Annotated in this window: 15 protein-coding genes; 6 read left to right on the forward strand and 9 right to left on the reverse strand. The window is 58.3% G+C overall.

Features of this window, described 5'->3' with window-relative positions:
* The coding region (locus AN476_RS13370) for a formimidoylglutamate deiminase (protein ID WP_157063756.1) at nucleotides 1-1369 on the reverse strand (1369 nt) is incomplete at its 3' end.
* Between the two features lie 80 nt (nucleotides 1370-1449).
* Between AN476_RS13370 and hutI the strand changes: the two genes are divergently transcribed.
* The 4 genes from hutI to hutU are packed head-to-tail and all read left to right on the forward strand — an operon-like array spanning nucleotide 1450 to nucleotide 6675.
* Nucleotides 1450-2661 (forward strand): imidazolonepropionase, encoded by a 1212-nt coding sequence (hutI, locus tag AN476_RS13375; protein ID WP_054462094.1) that lies wholly within the window; start codon nucleotides 1450-1452, stop codon nucleotides 2659-2661.
* Nucleotides 2658-4196 carry a histidine ammonia-lyase gene (gene hutH / locus AN476_RS13380; RefSeq protein ID WP_054462095.1) on the forward strand — a complete coding sequence of 513 codons (1539 nt, stop codon included), beginning with the start codon at nucleotides 2658-2660 and terminating at the stop codon, nucleotides 4194-4196. Before hutI ends, hutH begins: the two co-directional genes overlap by 4 nt.
* A complete protein-coding gene (gene hutG / locus AN476_RS13385; protein ID WP_054462096.1) occupies nucleotides 4193-4996 on the forward strand; it encodes an N-formylglutamate deformylase in 804 nt (267 codons plus the stop codon). The genes hutH and hutG overlap by 4 nt, the downstream gene beginning before the upstream one ends.
* A complete protein-coding gene (gene hutU, locus AN476_RS13390; RefSeq protein WP_054462097.1) occupies nucleotides 4993-6675 on the forward strand; it encodes a urocanate hydratase in 1683 nt (560 codons plus the stop codon). The genes hutG and hutU overlap by 4 nt, the downstream gene beginning before the upstream one ends.
* 28 nt (nucleotides 6676-6703) lie before the next feature.
* Here hutU and AN476_RS13395 read toward each other — a convergent pair whose 3' ends face one another.
* The 3 genes from AN476_RS13395 to AN476_RS13405 form a co-directional block, all read right to left on the reverse strand.
* On the reverse strand, nucleotides 6704-7393 hold the full coding sequence (locus tag AN476_RS13395; protein WP_054462098.1) for a UTRA domain-containing protein: 690 nt from the start codon (nucleotides 7391-7393) through the stop codon (nucleotides 6704-6706).
* A 117-nt stretch (nucleotides 7394-7510) separates the two neighbouring features.
* A complete protein-coding gene (locus AN476_RS13400) occupies nucleotides 7511-8551 on the reverse strand; it encodes an aromatic ring-hydroxylating dioxygenase subunit alpha (protein ID WP_054462099.1) in 1041 nt (346 codons plus the stop codon).
* 107 nt (nucleotides 8552-8658) lie between these two features.
* Nucleotides 8659-9558 carry a LysR substrate-binding domain-containing protein gene (locus AN476_RS13405; RefSeq protein ID WP_054462100.1) on the reverse strand — a complete coding sequence of 300 codons (900 nt, stop codon included), beginning with the start codon at nucleotides 9556-9558 and terminating at the stop codon, nucleotides 8659-8661.
* A gap of 237 nt (nucleotides 9559-9795) precedes the next feature.
* Here AN476_RS13405 and AN476_RS13410 point away from each other — a divergent pair, with 237 nt between their 5' ends.
* Nucleotides 9796-12132: a PAS domain-containing sensor histidine kinase gene (locus tag AN476_RS13410; protein ID WP_054462101.1), complete on the forward strand. Its 2337-nt coding sequence runs from the start codon at nucleotides 9796-9798 to the stop codon at nucleotides 12130-12132.
* A 54-nt stretch (nucleotides 12133-12186) separates the two neighbouring features.
* On the opposite strand, the gene AN476_RS13415 is transcribed toward AN476_RS13410, so the two are convergent.
* The 5 genes from AN476_RS13415 to AN476_RS13435 form a co-directional block, all read right to left on the reverse strand.
* Nucleotides 12187-12636, reverse strand: coding sequence for an Lrp/AsnC family transcriptional regulator (locus tag AN476_RS13415; RefSeq protein ID WP_054462102.1), 450 nt, complete (start codon nucleotides 12634-12636; stop codon nucleotides 12187-12189).
* Between the two features lie 66 nt (nucleotides 12637-12702).
* Nucleotides 12703-13872, reverse strand: a complete 1170-nt coding sequence (locus AN476_RS13420) for a Xaa-Pro peptidase family protein (protein ID WP_054462103.1) — start codon at nucleotides 13870-13872, stop codon at nucleotides 12703-12705.
* A complete protein-coding gene (locus AN476_RS13425; RefSeq protein WP_054462104.1) occupies nucleotides 13862-15055 on the reverse strand; it encodes a diaminopropionate ammonia-lyase in 1194 nt (397 codons plus the stop codon). Before AN476_RS13425 ends, AN476_RS13420 begins: the two co-directional genes overlap by 11 nt.
* The gene (locus AN476_RS13430) at nucleotides 15048-16202 is read right to left on the reverse strand and encodes an amidohydrolase (RefSeq protein ID WP_054462105.1); all 1155 of its coding nucleotides are present in this window, start codon (nucleotides 16200-16202) and stop codon (nucleotides 15048-15050) included. Before AN476_RS13430 ends, AN476_RS13425 begins: the two co-directional genes overlap by 8 nt.
* 225 nt (nucleotides 16203-16427) lie before the next feature.
* A complete protein-coding gene (locus AN476_RS13435; protein WP_157063757.1) occupies nucleotides 16428-16901 on the reverse strand; it encodes an Lrp/AsnC family transcriptional regulator in 474 nt (157 codons plus the stop codon).
* Nucleotides 16902-17019: 118 nt separating this feature from the next.
* On the opposite strand from AN476_RS13435, the gene AN476_RS13440 reads away from it, so the two are divergent.
* A complete protein-coding gene (locus AN476_RS13440; protein WP_054462107.1) occupies nucleotides 17020-17970 on the forward strand; it encodes an aminotransferase class IV in 951 nt (316 codons plus the stop codon).

The following is a 17970-nucleotide window of genomic DNA, read 5'->3' on the forward strand; positions in this document are numbered from 1 at the left end:
AGCGGATCTGTTCCAGCAAATCACCAATGGCTTTGCGATACCGGACAATAATCTGATCCCGCGCAACATGGCGACCGCCTACCACAGAGTGGCGCCCAGCAGACCACAGATCCGTCACCACCTCGTCCTTGGCGGCAAAGACAAGCCCATCGAGAAGCTGGTCCTCCCGCAGCGCGCAGAGCGAGGGTTGCGTGGTATCCACCGCCAACAAATCAGCCCAGTGACCGACAGTAATCTCACCAGCATCGCGCCCCAAAGCGCGGGCACCCCCCTGTGCCGCTCCGGTATAAAGCGCATGCCCAACTGAGCCCTCGCCCCTGACCAGCACATTGCGCGACAAATCTCGCAGCCGTTGCGAGTATTCCAGCACCCGCAGCTCTTCGGTCAGAGAAATCAACACATTTGAATCCGATCCAACACCAAAGGCACCACGGGCCTCAAGGTAGGCTGCCCCATTAAAGGGCCCATCCCCCAGGTTGGCCTCTGTGACCGGGCAAAGGCCTGCCACCGCACCCGAGGCCGCCATCGCGAGGGTTTCCTTGGAGGTCATATGAGTGGCATGGATCAGACACCAGTTTTGATCTACCGGCGCATTTTCAAGCAGCCATTCAACCGGACGGGCGCCAAGCCCGGCCAGCACCTCCTGCACCTCTTTGGGTTGTTCGGCGATGTGGATATGGATTGGGCAGCCTTTGGTCTGGGCCTCGAGAATCCGCGCCAGATCGTCGGGCGCGGTGGCGCGCAGCGAATGCGGCGCAATACCAACCCGGCAGTCCGCAGGCAGAGCCTCCGCACAGCTGCGGGCTTGCTCTACCAATGTGCAGAACTGGTCAACATCATTGCCAAACCGCTTTTGACCTGGCTCCAGGGGCCGTTTACCAACGCCCGCATAACTGTAAAGTACGGGTAGATGCGTCAGGCCGATCCCAGTCTGCGCCGCCGCCGCCATGATCCGGTCGGAATGCTCACTCAAATTGTCGTAGGGGCTGCCGTCTTTTTGATGGTGCAAATAGTGAAACTCACCAACCGAAGCATAGCCTGACTCTTGCATCTCCAGAAACACTAGAGCGGCAATCGCCTCGATTTGATCAGGGGTCAAGTGGGCCGTGAACCGGTACATCAGATCTCGCCAGGTCCAGAAGCTGTCGCGCCCCGCCATCCGATATTCGGTCATCCCCGCCATCGCCCGCTGAAAGCTGTGACTGTGTAGATTGGCCAGCGCCGGCAAGAGGGCATCGACCCTTTGATCTTCGGGTTCAGCCTTTGCCTGGGTGGTGATCGCATCAATTTTGCCGCCCCGCAGTTTCACCCGCACCTGTTCCGCCCAGCCCGTCGTCAATAGCGCGCGTTTTGCAAAAACTACTGTCATGTCACACCTCATTTTATGTCTAGACATATGGCACATTGATTTGTACGAGAAAAGAGGAAACAACAGAAACAGAGGTCACCATGCAGGCTGAGGATCACCTCTTTACCGAGCTTCGGGTCGCCACCCTGGCCGATGCCTCCAGTCCCTATGGGCTGATCGAAGCCGCCGCCATTGCTGTGATTGCAGGGCAGATCGACTGGGTTGGGCCCCAGGTCGAACTGCCTGTCCGCTATGCCGGGCTAAAGCAAACCCCGCTTGGAAACCGCCTGGTCACCCCGGCTCCGATCGACTGTCACACCCATATTGTGCACGGTGGCAATCGTGCCTCAGAGTTCGAACTGCGCCTCAATGGCGCGTCCTACGAAGAGGTGGCGCGCGCAGGCGGTGGCATTGTTTCGACCGTCACCGCCACCCGTTCTGCCAGCGTCGAGGATCTGATCCGTCAGGCGCTGCCCCGCCTTGATGCCATGTTGGCCGAGGGTGTCACGACAGTAGAGGTCAAATCAGGCTATGGTTTGGATCGCGAGACCGAGCTGAATATGCTGCGCGCAGCCCGCGCCCTACCGGAGCATCGCCCCGTCCGGGTGGTAACCAGTTTTCTGGGGGCCCATGCGGTTCCAGCTGAATATCAGGATCGTCCTGACACCTATATTGCCGAGGTCTGCATCCCGACGCTACGCGCCGCAAGGCGCGAAGGCCTGGTAGACGCGGTTGATGGCTTCTGCGAAGGCATTGCCTTTGCCCCCGAGCAGATCCGCCCGCTCTTTGAGGTCGCGCGCGAATTGGGCCTGCCAGTGAAACTGCACGCCGAACAGCTGTCAAATCTTGGCGGCGCCAAACTGGCGGCAAGCTACGGGGCCCTCTCGGCGGATCACATTGAATATCTGGATGACTCAGGCGTTGCAGCGATGGCAGAGGCCGGCACTATCGCCGTGATCCTGCCTGGCGCCTTTTACACCCTGCGCGAAACCCAGATGCCGCCAATTGACTCCCTGCGCCGCTCAAACGTGCCGATGGCCCTGGCCACTGATTGCAATCCCGGTTCAGCCCCGATGACCTCTCTGCTGCTGGCCATGAACATGGGCTGCACCCTGTTTCGCATGACCCCAGAAGAAGCCCTGCGCGGGGTCACCACCAACGCCGCCCGCGCTTTGGGGCTTACTGATTGTGGCCGCATCGCTGCGGGCCTGCGCGCCGACCTAGCCATCTGGAATGTCGCCCACCCCTCGGAGCTGGCCTATCGCATTGGCTTCAATCCGCTTCACGCCCGTATCTTTGGAGGCACTTCGTGACCACTCTTACTCTTGTTCCCGGCAATGTCTCTCTTGTGGAGCTTGAACGTATCTTTCGAGAAGAATGCGCGGTCTCTCTGGCCCCATCCTGCCGCCCCGCAATTGAAGAAGCCCATAGCCGGATCGAAGCCGCCGCCAATGGCGAGGCCGCCGTCTATGGCGTCAACACCGGATTTGGCAAACTGGCCAGCGTCAAGATTGCCGCAGAAGACACGGCCACCCTGCAGCGCAACCTGATCCTCAGCCATTGCTGCGGTGTGGGGCCGACCATTCCACGCGCCCATGCGCGCCTGATGATGGTGCTAAAGCTGCTCAGCCTTGGTCGCGGAGCCTCGGGGGTACGGCTCGCGGTCATCGACCTGCTGGAAGCGATGCTTGACAAGGGCGTGACGCCCAGGATCCCGGCACAAGGCTCAGTTGGCGCCTCTGGCGACTTGGCGCCCCTGTCGCATATGGCGGCGGTTATGATGGGAGAGGCCGAGGCCGAGTTTGACGGCGCGGTCATGCCCGGTGGCGAAGCCCTGGCAGCCGCAGGACTGACCCCTTTAGAGCTGGGCCCCAAGGAAGGCCTGGCGCTGATCAATGGCACACAGTTCTCCACCGCCTTTGGTCTGGCAGGCCTGTTTGGCGCCTGGCAGGCGGCACAAAGCGCATTGGTCACATCTGCGCTGACCACAGATGCCATCATGGGCTCCACGGCGCCACTGCAGCCCGAGATCCACGCCCTGCGCGGCCATCGCGGCCAGATCGAAGCTGGCACCACCATGCGGGCCCTGCTCGAAGGCTCGGTTATTCGCGAAAGCCATCGGGACGACGACACCCGGGTACAGGACCCCTATTGCATCCGCTGCCAGCCACAGGTTGTAGGTGCGGCAATGGATGTTTTGCGCCAAGCCGCAACCACGCTGGAGATCGAGGCCAATGCCGCCACCGACAACCCTCTGGTACTGGTCGGTGCGGATTTGATCGTATCTGGTGGCAATTTCCACGCCGAACCAGTTGGCTTTGCCGCCGATATGATCGCATTGGCCATTGCCGAGATCGGTGCCATCGCGCAGCGACGGATTGCCCTGATTGTAGATCCGGTTCTGAGCCATGATCTGCCCCCCTTCCTGACGCCAAATCCCGGCCTCAACTCGGGCTATATGATTGCCGAGGTGACCACGGCGGCGCTGATGAGCGAGAACAAGCACCTGGCCAACCCCTGCGTCACCGACAGCACGCCAACTTCGGCCAACCAGGAGGACCATGTCTCGATGGCCGCACACGGTGCGCGCCGTCTGGGACAGATGATCACCAACCTGGAGCGTATTCTTGGGGTGGAACTGCTCTGTTCGACCCAAGGCGTCGAATTCCGCGCACCGCTGCCTACCAGCAAAGCGCTGCAACAGGTCATGGCAAAACTGCGCGATGTGGTGCCGCCCCTGGGCGACGACCGCTATACCGCCCCGGATATCGAGGCCGCCTCGACACTGATCAGCAGCGGTGAAATTGCCCATTGCACTGATATCGTCATGCCGGATCTGTCTGCATGATTTCTCCGGTTGAAGTGAAAAGGAGCGACAGCCCGATTGTTTTGGGCCTGCCCCATACCGGCACCTATGTGCCGCCTGAAATTGAGGCCAAGCTCAATGCGCGGGGCCGCGGGCTGGATGACACCGATTGGCATATTCATAGGCTCTATGATGGGCTTCTGGAGGGGGCCACATCAGTGCGCGCCACCTTCCACCGCTATGTGATTGATGCCAATCGCGACCCGTCAGGCCTCTCGCTTTATCCCGGACAAAACACCACCACCCTGGTGCCCCTCACGGACTTTGACGGGCAGGAGATCTGGAGCGAGGCACCTGATGCGGAGGAGATCGAAAACCGCCGTTTGGCTTTTCACGCGCCCTATCATGCGGCCCTGGAGGCAGAACTGCAGCGGGTGAAGGCCCAGCATGGCTTTGCCATTCTCTATGATTGCCATTCGATCCGGAGCCAGATCCCCTTTCTGTTCGAAGGCACCCTGCCGGATTTCAACACTGGCACCAATCTGGGCACCACCTGCGATCCCGCGATCGAACGGATCGTCGTCACCGCTTGCGATCAGGCCAAGGGCTACAGCTCGGTTCTCAACGGACGTTTCAAAGGCGGCTGGACCACGCGCCACTATGGCCGCCCCACCGAAGGGATACACGCCATCCAGATGGAACTGGCGCAGAGCACCTATCTGACAGATGAAGCCACCCCCTGGAGCTATGACCAGGCTAAGGCAAACCGCCTGCGCGAACATCTGCACCACATTCTCATGAGCCTGACAAACTGGGCTCCTCAGACCGGAGATACCACATGACCGATCCCCGCAAGAATAGTCGCGACATCTTTCCGCCCACCGGATCCGAGATCACTGCCAAAAGCTGGATGACCGAAGCGCCAATGCGGATGCTGATGAACAACCTGCACCCCGATGTGGCTGAAAACCCGCATGAGCTGGTGGTCTATGGCGGCATTGGCCGCGCCGCGCGCACCTGGGCGGATTTTGACCTCATCGTCGACAGCCTGAAAGATCTGGAAGAGGACGAGACCCTGCTGGTGCAATCCGGCAAGCCAGTAGCCATTGTGCCCACCCATGTGGATGCGCCGCGCGTGTTGATCGCCAACTCCAACCTGGTGCCGCATTGGGCCAATTGGGATCACTTCAATGAGCTCGATAAAAAGGGTTTGATGATGTACGGCCAGATGACTGCCGGCTCTTGGATCTACATCGGCACACAAGGCATCGTACAGGGCACCTACGAGACTTTTGCCGAGGCCGGTCGTCAGCACTATGGCGGTGACCTTACTGGCAAATGGATTCTCACCGGGGGTCTAGGCGGCATGGGCGGCGCCCAGCCTCTGGCTGCGATCTTTGCCGGCGCCTGTTGCCTGGCGGTCGAGTGCAACCCTGACTCAATCGATTTCCGCCTACGCACCAAATACCTGGATGAAAAGGCAGAAACCCTGGACGAAGCGCTGGAGATGATCGAGCGCTGGACCGCAGCAGGCGAGGCCAAGTCCGTCGGCCTACTGGGCAATGCCGCCGAGATTTTCCCCGAGATTCTGCGCCGGGCCGAAGCTGGCGGTGCACGCCCTGACATCGTGACCGATCAGACCTCGGCGCATGATCCGGTCAATGGCTACCTGCCACTGGGCTGGACCATGGGCGAGTGGAAAGAGCGCCGCGAGAGCGACCCCAAATCGGTGGACAAAGCGGCGCGCGCCAGCATGCGTGTGCAGGTGGATGCCATGTGCAAATTCCACGCCATGGGCATTCCCACCGTGGATTACGGCAACAATATCCGCCAGATGGCGCTGGAAGAAGGGCTGGAGAACGCCTTTGACTTCCCCGGCTTTGTGCCTGCTTATATCCGCCCGCTGTTCTGTCGTGGCATTGGCCCCTTCCGCTGGGTGGCCCTGTCTGGTGATCCCGAAGACATTCGCAAGACCGATGCCAAGATGAAAGAGCTGTTCCCCGAGAACACCCATCTGCACAATTGGCTGGACATGGCAGATGAGCGTATTGCCTTCCAGGGCCTGCCGGCGCGGATCTGCTGGATTGGTCTGGGTGACCGCCACAAGGCGGGGCTGGCCTTCAACGAAATGGTAAAAAACGGCGAGCTGAGCGCGCCGGTGGTGATTGGCCGCGATCACCTAGACTCGGGCTCGGTGGCTTCACCCAACCGCGAGACTGAAGCCATGATGGATGGCTCTGATGCGGTGTCGGATTGGCCACTTTTGAATGCGCTGACCAATACCGCGTCGGGCGCGACCTGGGTGTCGCTGCACCATGGTGGCGGCGTCGGCATGGGCTTTTCGCAGCACTCCGGTGTGGTGATCTGCGCCGACGGCACGGATGCAGCCGCCAAACGGCTGGAGCGGGTGCTGTGGAACGATCCGGCATCGGGCGTGATGCGCCACGCGGATGCAGGTTATGAAGAGGCCAAAGAATGTGCCCGCGTGCACAACCTGCGCCTGCCGGGCATCCTGAGGTGAAATCAGGCCCAAAAACAGACGGCGCGGATCAATACCGCGTCGTCATGCGATGGCCCGGCCGAAAGGTCTGGCGCACAAAGGTAATGGCTTCGCCCTTGAGCCAGGTGGAGCGCTCAACCGTGAACAGGGCCTCTCCCTTAGAACAGCCCAGATAGTCAGCCAGGTCTGACGTGGCCGCTGTCGCGGAAAATGCGATTTCAGCATCCGAGAAAGGCACTGTGGCCACCAGCCATTCGTTTGGCCCCAGAGTGCTGAAATCAGCCGCCTCTGCCTGGGGCAATATCGACAAAGAGATCCAACGGTCCTCAAACTGATAGGGTGCGCCATCGGCATAATGCATGCAGGTGAGATGCAAAACCGTGCTGCCCTGGGCCAGTTGCAACCGCGCACACAGCCAATGCGGCGCCTCCAATACAGCGCGCTTGACCAGCGCATAGCGGTAGATGGCATTCTGGCCTTCGATCTCGGCCCGCACGATAGGGATCGCAAAGCGCGCCTGTCGCAGAGGGGCCTGTCGCACCCGGGTGCCAGCCTTTCGGCGGCGCTCAATGACGCCCTCATCCGCCAGTTCCCGCATGGCGCGATTGACGGTCGCACGGGCGCAGCCATAGTTGTCGGCCAGATCCATTTCATTGGGCAACAATCCGCCCGGAGCCCATTCGCCCGAGGTGATCTTTGCCATGATATCCGCTTTTACGTCTCGGAATGTAGCCTTCATGATCCCTGCGCCCCTTGTTTAAGCGCAATCATAAAAGCATATTGTCTAAGTGTATAGGCGCAGGAGGCGGTTAGAGCCGCTTAGGCAACCCTAGCCAGTCACCTCCGAATGCGCCCCTTAGCCCTCCATCTTTTTGTCCAACATGGCCTCCTCGGCGATCATCGCCTGGAGCTGGCGCCGGAACCGCAAAGGCCCCGCATCAATGCTCAGGTCGATATGCGCTGAGACCCTCTCCTCCATGCCAATCTGCACCTCGTTTAGCACGGCCCTATCTTCCTCAAAGGCCGCCCTTACGTCCTCACTCATCATCGCTGAAAGCGCGGCATCATCGGGGCGTAGGTTGCGAAGCTGAAACCAATAGTAGCGGGTTTCCGTCTCGGTTGTTGGGGTCATAAAATTGTAGCTGTCCATGACAAAAGTCTTGTCATCCAGAGGGCCGTCCGGCCCACCGGTTCCGGCGGGAGTGAAAATAGCCCGGATCAGAGCATGAGCGGGATAGCGGACCTCATAGTGCTGCAGGCGATCACAGTTGCCCTCGAATTCGATCACCTTCTTGTAGAAAGGCGCGGGCTCGTGATCCATCATCCAGCGATGCACAATAATGCCCTCATCCGTCCTGCTGACCCGCAGGGGCGTGTCCTTGGTAGCAGGCGCTGCAAAAGACGACTGATGAACCCAGGCCACATGGGTCGGGTCTAGTAGATTGTCGCACATCAACAGATAGTTGCACTGCAGTTCCATCGCAGCACCACGATTGATCCCCCAGTCTGGACTGTCGAAATTGGGGATTTCGATGATCTCTTCAATATCGGCGATGGCGGCATTGCCCATCCAAATCCAAACCAATCCGTATTTTTCATGGATCGGATAGGGGCGCACCTTTGCCGCAGAAGGGATGCGCCCGCCGCCTGGGGCCCAGACACATCGCCCGGCACAATCAAAGGTCAGCCCGTGATAGCCACATTCAACAGTATCGCCCTTAATCCGCCCCTTAGACAGGGGCAATTTGCGGTGCGGACAGGCATCCTCAAGCGCAATGACTTCCCCCGCCTCGGTGCGAAACATGCAGATTTTTTCACCCAGAACCTTGATCTGTCGCAGCGTACTATCGATTTCATCGCTCCAGGCAGCGACATACCATGCGTTCCTGAGAAACATCCGTTTCCTCCAGTTCGGAAATTAGCCTTGGCCGATCCTAGAGTCTCAAGGGTCTCATTTCACCCATAGATCTCTTGCTATAGGTTTAGTTTTTCTAAAGCTCTCATTCACTCGGCACCGGACAAAATCCATTTGAGAAAGGCCTGAGCCTTTGGCCGCTGCAGGGCAGCGCCACCCCAGCAGACATAGTAGGGCGCAGGCATGGGTAGGCTGTCGCGAGACAGCGGTAGCAAACGGCCCAGCTCCAGATCAAGCTCTACAAACGAAGCCTGCGCCAGTACAACGCCCTGACCGCCGGCAGCAGCCTCCAACGCCAGGCTCGACAAGGAATGCACGGATTTGGGTTTCTGGCGGGGAGCATCGATGCCCTGACTTGCCAACCAATCAGCCAAACGGGGGACCGCAGAATAGCCAGCCCCCCAATTGATATCGATCCAGGGCACCTCCCGCAACTTTCTGGGGTCCTTTGCTTCTGGGAACTGCTGCAGGAATTCAGGCGAGCAAACAGGAAAGCAATGATCCAAAAACAGAGCCTGTTTATGAGGAAAGGCTTCGGCCGCCTCCCCATAGGTTAAGCGAAACAGCTCTGACTGCTGATGAGGCCGGGGCTCGGCATGGGTAGCCTCAAGATGGATTGCAGCCCCCTCCGCCGCCGCCTGGAAGCGGTGAATCCTTGGGTTCAGCCACTTCAGCAGAAGGGTTGGTAGGCCCGAAATCTTGAGATCAGCTCTGCTTTGTTGTTGCATCATGAGCTCTTGCGCCTGGTGCAGCTGATCAAAGCCGGCCGTGACAATCTGATGATAGGCCCTTGCCTCCGGCAACAGGCTGGGACGACCGCCGTCCTTGCAATAGAGCGGTTGGCCTAGGTGCTGCTCCAGGACCTTCATCTGCTGGCTGACCGCTCCAGCCGTGACCCCCAGCTCCTGCGCAGTGGCACTGACAGATCCACAACGACCAAAAACTTCAAATACCTGCAGGGCCCGCAGCGGCGGCAGGGTTGATCTCATATCGGCCCCCTTTCAGAGCTTATCCTATGGCTCCTCTTCCCATCCTTAATATAGGTATCCTAAACCTATCTCCACCTCAGATCGTCGCACGAGACCCGGCGTTGCCACAGTTAATTCCATCCCGCAATGCCAGCATACCAAGGCCTGGGACTCCCGCTGGCCTGTCAAAATAGCTTGGGTTGCCAAGGCGAGACGTGTACTAATGCTACAGTTATTAGCCTTGGTACCTTGTTTAGTATGAGTAGCGATCAAACCCACTCGCATTTTGCCACCCGGGAAGACCTGGGCCATTTTGAACAATTGGCCACGCCCATGTGGGTCTTTGACGTCGAAAGTCATGACATTTGGTGGTCAAACGCCGCAGGTATTCTGTTTTGGGAGGCCCCAAGCCTGGAGGCTCTCCTGCAAAGAGATTTTTCCACGGACAGTGATGTCGTACGCACTCGATTGCGCCAGATCGTGCGAAATGGCTACAACCAAAACCGGATCCAAGACACCTGGACGCTTTATCCAAACGACGAGCCCAAACACGTCATTTTGTCTTTTCTCCCCATTACCATCAAACAAGGCACAGATGCGGTCCTCATCGAGGTAAAGCAATTTGCCGACAGTGTTGTCGATGCGGATTCCCTGCGAATCCTCGAAGCTGCCCGCGCCTCGGCTTTGATGGTCAGCACCTTTTCAGCAGAGGGCCATCTGCTGGCGCAAAACCCGGCAGCGCTCGCCTGCTATGGACCGCCACGGCCCGGCCTGAACGGCAATGAGATGGCTGGTCGACTCAAAGATCCGGATGTCGCGGTACAGCTCCTTGAAACCGCCAGGAACGGCAAAAGCCTGGACCTGGAACAGCTTGTCTGGACACAACACGGCTCTCGGGTGCACCGCATCCAGGCGCGGCGGGGCCGCGATCCGATTACCGGTGTCTTTGCAACGGTTGTGAGCGAGGAAGATGTCACCAAACAGAATGCTTTGCGATTGCAAATGCAGGCGCTGAACGCGCAGCTTGAACGTAAAGTGGAAGACCGCACCAGGCAGCTCGACACCAGCGAAGAGCGCTATGCCCTGGCCACGCAATGCGCCGCAGTCTGGGATTGGGACCTGCAGCAAAACCATCTGTTCCTGTCCCCCAATTTCCTTGAGGCTCTGGAGCTTGACTCTGATTTTCAGACCGATACATTGCTCGACAGCTCAGTAGACAGCATCGCCTTCAAAATTCTGCACCCTGACGACCTGGCCTCTTTTCAGGCCGAGGTGATGCGCCACCTGAAAGAGCCCGATGTGCCCTTTAGCCATGAGCACCGGATAAAAACCGGGTCCGGCTCCTATCGCTGGTTTCATGCCCAGGGCAAATCAATTGTCGGTCCAGATGGCCGGGCGACCCGCTCCGTAGGCATTCTTACGGACATCACCGAACGCAAAGAGCTCGAAGCTTCGCTTTTTGCGGCGCATCGCTCCGAAGCGATTGGCCAGCTTTCAGGAGGTATCGCGCATGATTTCAACAATCTGCTTACGGTCATCTTGGGAAATGCTGAACTGTTGGACATGTCTGACAGTGCCAATCACGAGCTGATAACTGCTATCAAGACCGCTGCACTGCGCGGAGCGGATCTGACCCGCCACCTGCTTGCTTATTCCTGCAAGCAAACCCTGCACCCCAGGCCGATGGACCTGTCTCGGCTCATTACCGGCATGAATAGAACCTTGTTGGACGGCCTCACGGAGGGGATCAAGGTAGAAACCAAGATCGCTGGTGCTCTGTGGCCCATCCATGCCGATGCAACCCAGGTCGAAAGTGCTCTATTGCATCTTGCGCGCAACGCCTGTGAGGCCATGCCTCAGGGTGGGCAACTGGAAATTTCCTGCCGGAACCATGTGGTGACGCAGGTGCAACCCCTTGCCGGGGGGGAACATAGCCTGGCGCCGGGTGACTATGTTGAAATCCAGGTCTGCGACAGTGGCGAGGGCATGACACCTGCGACGCTCAACCGGGCCAGTGAGCCCTTTTTCACCAGCCGCAAGGCCGGGCAGGGCAGTGGGTTGGGCCTATCCGTGGTCTTTGGCTTTGCACAGCAATCTGGCGGCGGAGTCGCCCTGCACAGCCAGCGCGGCGCAGGCACCCGCGCCTCGCTGTTCCTGCCTCGTTCGTTTCAGGAACCCGTGGCCCAGCCTCAGGCCGATACCCCAGCACCGATTGCCGGCAGTGGCGAACATGTGCATCTTCTGGAAGACGATGGCGCCGTGCAGAGCACGCTGCGTGGCATTCTTGAATCTCTGAACTACCGGGTCACCCAATCCAGCGATGCAACAACCGCCATGCAGGTCATTTCGCAGGGACCACTCCCCGCCTTGATCCTTGCCGATGTGGTACTAAAAGGCAGTGAAAGCGGTGTCGAGTTTGTGGAACGACTTCGCCGCCACCATCCGCAAATCAAGGCCGTTTTGATGTCGGGCTATACCCAGAATGAAGAAGTGCTGGCCGCGCTGGCCGACCATGGTCATGTCTTTTTCCAAAAGCCGATGAACAAGGCCGGATTGTCGCAAATCCTTAGTGCGGCTTTGCAAAGCAAAACCTAGAGGCAGCGCGCCTCGGCGACCGGATGCAGTTCCTGCAGTAAGAACCTTGCAGGATTAGAGAATATCCAGCGAGACCTTGACCCGGTCCATGACCACCGAGGTGTTGAACCTGCTGACATTGGATTCATCAAAAAAATATTCCTGCGTGAAAGCTTCATACTCTTTAATGTCCTTAGTGACGACGATCAGAATAAAATCTGCGTCGCCTGTCGCATAGTAGCACTGCTGTACCTCGGAAGCGGCGCGCATGCGCTGCTTGAACGCATCCAGATGCCTGCGGCTTTCGCGTTCCAGAACCACTTCGACGATAATTGTCATCTCGCGGCCCAGCTTGGCGGGAGACAGAACCGCAATTTCGCTCTCAATCACACCGGAATCACGCAGACGTTTTACTCGTTTCTGTACCGCAGGCGGTGAAAGGCCAACCTGAGCGCTCAGCGCATCGGCAGTCAAACGGGCATTGCCCTGCATCAGTTTCAGTATTTCCAGATCTTTGTCGTCCATGTTCTGATAAAGCGCAGAACACGGTCAAAGGACAACCGGTTTCTGCGCCCAATACTTGAGACTTGGCTAGATGACCGGCAATTCAGGAACCGCGCGACGGGTGAGCAATTCGGCTCCTTGCGCGCGAATGACAATGTTTTCTTCATGCACCATGATCAGATTATCGCCATAGCCCAGCGAGGGTTCTAGTGTCAGCACCATGCCCTCTTGCAGCGGCGTCGTATCAAAATCGGCATGCGAGGGCTGTTCGGTCAGCTGCATCCCTAGCCCATGACCCAACCTGCCGATGTCGCCGCCCTGGTCGTCCAGCTCAGCGATGACCCGCTGCATGGCCTGAAACAGGTCCCGGCAATTATTGCCCGGTTGCGCAGCGGCAATCCCAGCCTCAGTTGCCCGCCACAACACATCATAGGCCCGGCGGGCAGCATCATCAGCTGCGCCGATGGCAAAGTTGCGGTCAAAATCGCAGAAATAGCCATCCCAGGTGGCGCCGGTATCCAGCATTAGCACATCCCCCTGTTTTAGGGGGCGGCGGGAGGGCGGCGAAATCACATCAATATAGCCGCCGGGGCCGGCGCCGCCCACCAGATAGGGCACATCATCTGCGCCTTGCGCCAAGGCCTCACGGCGAAAGGCACGAAACACCTCTTCCAGCGGCATTCCCTGCGATACCTGGCTCGGCACCTGGTCAAATGTGGCCGATCCAATCGCGCAGATATGCGCCAGTTTTTCAATTTCGGCCACAGATTTTACCATCCGCAAACCCTGAACCAAACTAGTTGCATCCGCCAGTTGCAGCCCCGGCAGGGCCTGCACCAGACGCTCCCAATCGCCCAAGGGCATCCGCAATGAGGTCTCGTGACCTTTCAAAACACCAAGACGCGCACCGCGCTGTGCCAGGGGCGCCAGAAGCTCGGTCAAGACGCTTATCCCGTCATCCTGCGGGGCAGGGGCGCTCCAGGTGCGGATATCTTCGATCCAAGTCTGCCGCATCAAGGCGGCGCCGATTTCCGGGATCACCGCAACTGGCTTGCCCGAAGCCGGAACAAACAGGAACCAGGGCCGTGTCGGGCTTTGCCAGAACAGGGTGTGAAACCCGCTAAAATAGCGCACATCGGGTTCGCTCCACAGCAACAGTCCCTCCAGCCCCTGAGCTGCCATCAACTTTTGAGCTTTTTCCGTGCGGACCTTAAACTCGGCCGCCTCAAAACCGCGCGCAGGCCCTTCACGCCGCATCGCTTTCCTCCATGATCTGAGCAAAGATTGCGGGATCCGTGACCCCTTCGGACCCGATCAGCAAAACACGCGCGCTGTGATCCAGCCCCAGCTTTTGCGACAGCTCCGCATCCTGACGGGCCGCAATGAGCGCTGCCAATCCGGCAATGGCGCTTTCGCCCGCTTCGATCGCCTCATCCCCGGGCAGGGGGCGCGCCAATAGACGTACAGCGGGGGCAACCAGGCCTTCAGGAATTGTCAGAAAATCCGAAGCCTCTTCGCCCAGGATCTCCCACGCCATTCCCGAGGGTTCACCGCAGGACAGACCCGCCATCAGAGTTTCGGTCTGAATGGCAAAAGTGGTGGCCTCGCCGGCGCGTCCGCTTTCAAACAGGCAGGCCGCAAGTTCGGGTTCAACAATCACCACCCTCGGCGCTTCTGCCCCCCAGTGTTGACGCAGACCGGCAACAACGCCCGCCGCCAAACCGCCGACACCGCCCTGCAAAAACACATGGGTTGGCGCCTGATCCAGGCTGTCGCAGATCTCCTGGGTCATCACCCCGTACCCCGCCATCACATCCCGCGGCGGTTCAAAATAGCCCTCCCAGGAGGTATCTGAGACCACGAACCAGCCGTTCTCTTCGGCTTCCTTTTTGGCCAAGATCACCGACTCATCATAATCGCCACTGATACGGATCACCTCAGCGCCCAGGTCTCGCATGGCTTCCGCACGCCCTTCACTGACCTCCGCGTGAATATAGATCCGGCAGGGCGCCCCAAAGCGCTGGCAGCCCCAGGCCAGGGAACGCCCATGATTGCCGTCTGTCGCAGAAACAAGCGTAATTTCGGCAGCCTCCGCCTTATACTTGCCGGTGCGAATTTCTTGCAGCGAAACCTCTTGGCCAAGTTTGGCAGAGATTTGCCGTTGCAACACCCGCTGGGCCGCATAAGATCCGCCAAGCGCCTTGAAACTGCCAAGTCCAAACCGGGGTCCTTCGTCCTTATACAGGACCGCGCCAACGCCAATCTTATCCGCCAGCGTTTTCAGCGAAACCAGCGGAGTAGGCTGATAGCCCTCCCACTGGGTGATTTCGGCACGGGAGGTGGCAAAATCCTGGCGCGACAGCACACGTTCTGCGGCGTCACCCTCACGTCTTTTGGCGGCAACATGGCCAAGCTTGGCAGCGGGAAGAAGATCAAACATCGGTAGTCTTTCGGCTGGGGAGGCGATCACGGACCAGATCCGCCCAGAGGGCAGCGCCGATCGGCAAAAGCGCATCGTTGAAATCATAGTCGGCAGAGTGCAGCGGCTGGCCATGGGCGCCGCTGTCTCCATTGCCCAACAGCAGGAAGCAGCCAGGAAGGGCAGCGCTGAAATGGGCAAAATCCTCGGAAAAGCTCATCGGCGCACGATCCGGTATCGTCTCAAGCCCAAGCTTCTGCGACACGCGCACAACGGCCTCGGTGGGGGCTTTGGCATTCATCGTCTCAATGAATTCAGTGTTAAAGCTCATCTCAACCGAAATGCCATGGGCCGCCGCAATGCCTGAGCTGATCTGGCGCATGAAGCCTTCCAGCGCCAGGCGATCCTTGGGTAGACGGGCCCGCACGTCGCCCTTGAGCAAGGTCTTGCCGGGCAGCACATTGCGCTGCCCATCGGTGATGAATTCGGTGACTGAAACCACGGCACCAGAAGATGGCGCCAATTTGCGGGACACTATTGTCTGTAAGGCCAGAACGACTTCGGCGCCTACAGTAATGGTATCCACCCCGACATGGGGCATCGAGGCATGACCGCCCTGACCATTCAGGGAAATCTCAAACAGGCTTTCGCTGGCGCAGATCTGCCCCTGACGCGTTGAGACCTGCCCCACTGGCGCACCGGGCAAATTGTGAATGGCATAGACTTCTTCCAAGCCAAAACGCTCCAGCAGCCCCTCGGCGAGCATGGCCTGCGCGCCAAGCCCGTGCTCTTCGTTGGGTTGGAAGATAAACACCACGGTGCCCTCAAAATCTCGGCTCTGCGCCAGTTTTTCAGCGGCGCCCAGCAGCATGGCCATATGGCCGTCATGGCCACAGGCATGCATGACACCCGGGTTCTGCGAGACATAGTCCTGATTGCCAATCTCGTGAATGGGCAGCGCGTCCATGTCTGCGCGCAGGCCAATTGCACGGTTGCCGCCGCCTGACTTGAGCACACCTACGACGCCCACCCCCTCCTGCACCTCCAAACCCAACTGCTGCAGCCTCTGTGCGACCCGGGCCTTGGTCCGTTGTTCTTCAAAGCCAAGCTCAGGATCCCGATGCAACTGTTGCCGCAACGCCGTCAGATCTCTGTGAAACTCATTCATGGAACGCCCCCTATTGTGGTTTTAGAATTTACCCAGAACTCAAAAGGACAGGCATCATTCTTTCGCCGGAATAGGAGTATTTTTCTCGCTTTTCCTCGATTTTGTGATTGTTTTCGGAACCGCAAAAGGCCGCACACCGCCGGTGCAGATTCTGGACTGAAGATTGTGCAGCCATTTCGGAATTATCATCCTAAAGCGCTGCGAGGTCACTGCCCCCTTGGCAGGTTAAAGGGGCACCTGCAAACCTGCCTTTATGCGGTTTACAACAACATTTGAATGAAACCGTCGGATGTTGGGGTTGTCCGTAAACACCTGGCGGCTGAACTCTTCATAGGCAGCCATATCCGCAGATGTGACAATCAGAATGAAATCAGTGTGCCCCGTCACATAGTAGCATTGCTGCACATCATCCAAAGCAAGCATGGAACGGCGAAATTCATCCAGAAGATCTGTACGTTCGCGTTCCAGCTCGACCTCAACAATAAAAGTCATGGGCCGGCCAACAGCCTTGGTGGAAAGGACAGATATGTCGGCTTCGATAATACCTTCATCCCTGAACCGCTTCATCCGCCGTTGAACCGACGAGCGTGACGTCCCAACGAGATCCCCCAAATCGTCTGCCGTCAGCCGGTTATTCCGCTGAAGCAACGTTAGAAGCTTCTTGTCCGTTTCATCCAGCGCAGTTGGCATTTTGCTCATCATACCTTCAAATGTTGCGGCACTTATCTCACAAATATAGCAAAGTTCAGGCAAGATGCTCAGAGAAAACCCGTAATTTCAAACGAACACGCCAAATACTCGCATCGAAAGTTCCCTCATGCAGAAATCTCCTCAGTTAACCGATCGCCACGTTGATCCGCGCAACTACCCCCCTGGCGTTGCCTATATGGACGGGCAATATCTGCCGATCCAGGAGGCCAAGCTCTCCGTTCTGGATTATGGATTTCTCCACTCCGATGCGACCTATGATGTTGCCCATGTATGGAATGGCGCTTTCTTCAGATTGGGAGACCATCTGGAGCGCTTTTTCCGCGGTATGGGGGAACTGCATATGAACATTCCTTATAGCAAGACACAAGTGGCCGAAGTCCTGCACAACTGCGTGGCCCTATCCGGACTTGAAAATGCCTATGTGGAATTCATCTGCACACGGGGCACCTCCCCGAACTTCAGCCGCGACCCCAGGGATGCCGAAAACCGCTTTATCGCTTTTGCCATTCCTTTTGGCTCGGTTGCGAACGAAGAACAGATGAAACGGGGCTTGCACATGGCCGTAACAGATGTCCTGCGCATCCCACCCTCCTCTGTCGACCCAACCGTAAAGAACTATCACTGGCTGGATATGGTTAAGGCGCTATATGCAGCCTACGCGCGGAGGGCAGACACGGCAGTGCTGCTCGATGCCCACGGCAATGTATCAGAAGGGCCCGGGTTCAATGTCTTTGCAGTTAAGGACGGTGTGATTTCGACACCCGATCTGAGCGTCTTGCTCGGCGTGACACGCCAAACCGTCTTTGACCTCTGCACAGAGGCAGGCATCCAATGCAACGCCCAGGATATCTCGGTTGCAGAGTTGATGGCAGCGGATGAAGTCTTTGTGACATCAACCGCAGGCGGCGTTATGCCTGTTTCCAGAATTGACGGGCAACCGATTGGAGCAGGAGACGTTGGTCTCCTCTCAAAACGATTGATGGCGCTCTACTGGCAACTTCACGAGGACGACACATATCGCGAGGCAATCAGCTATTCAAAATCATCCAGGTTGTAG

Origin of the sequence: Phaeobacter sp. 11ANDIMAR09 (genome assembly GCF_001294455.1) — a bacterium.
Taxonomy (GTDB): domain Bacteria; phylum Pseudomonadota; class Alphaproteobacteria; order Rhodobacterales; family Rhodobacteraceae; genus Pseudophaeobacter.

Excerpts from the sequence above, each read along its gene's own strand:
- hutI (WP_054462094.1), top strand. The coding sequence starts at position 1,450 with ATGCAGGCTGAGGATCACCTCTTTACCGAGCTTCGGGTCGCCACCCTG.
- hutG (WP_054462096.1), top strand. The coding sequence starts at position 4,193 with ATGATTTCTCCGGTTGAAGTGAAAAGGAGCGACAGCCCGATTGTTTTG.
- hutU (WP_054462097.1), top strand. The coding sequence starts at position 4,993 with ATGACCGATCCCCGCAAGAATAGTCGCGACATCTTTCCGCCCACCGGA.
- AN476_RS13395 (WP_054462098.1), bottom strand. The coding sequence starts at position 7,393 with ATGAAGGCTACATTCCGAGACGTAAAAGCGGATATCATGGCAAAGATC.
- AN476_RS13400 (WP_054462099.1), bottom strand. The coding sequence starts at position 8,551 with ATGTTTCTCAGGAACGCATGGTATGTCGCTGCCTGGAGCGATGAAATC.
- AN476_RS13405 (WP_054462100.1), bottom strand. The coding sequence starts at position 9,558 with ATGAGATCAACCCTGCCGCCGCTGCGGGCCCTGCAGGTATTTGAAGTT.
- AN476_RS13410 (WP_054462101.1), top strand. The coding sequence starts at position 9,796 with ATGAGTAGCGATCAAACCCACTCGCATTTTGCCACCCGGGAAGACCTG.
- AN476_RS13415 (WP_054462102.1), bottom strand. The coding sequence starts at position 12,636 with ATGGACGACAAAGATCTGGAAATACTGAAACTGATGCAGGGCAATGCC.
- AN476_RS13420 (WP_054462103.1), bottom strand. The coding sequence starts at position 13,872 with ATGCGGCGTGAAGGGCCTGCGCGCGGTTTTGAGGCGGCCGAGTTTAAG.
- AN476_RS13425 (WP_054462104.1), bottom strand. The coding sequence starts at position 15,055 with ATGTTTGATCTTCTTCCCGCTGCCAAGCTTGGCCATGTTGCCGCCAAA.
- AN476_RS13430 (WP_054462105.1), bottom strand. The coding sequence starts at position 16,202 with ATGAATGAGTTTCACAGAGATCTGACGGCGTTGCGGCAACAGTTGCAT.
- AN476_RS13435 (WP_157063757.1), bottom strand. The coding sequence starts at position 16,901 with ATGAGCAAAATGCCAACTGCGCTGGATGAAACGGACAAGAAGCTTCTA.
- AN476_RS13440 (WP_054462107.1), top strand. The coding sequence starts at position 17,020 with ATGCAGAAATCTCCTCAGTTAACCGATCGCCACGTTGATCCGCGCAAC.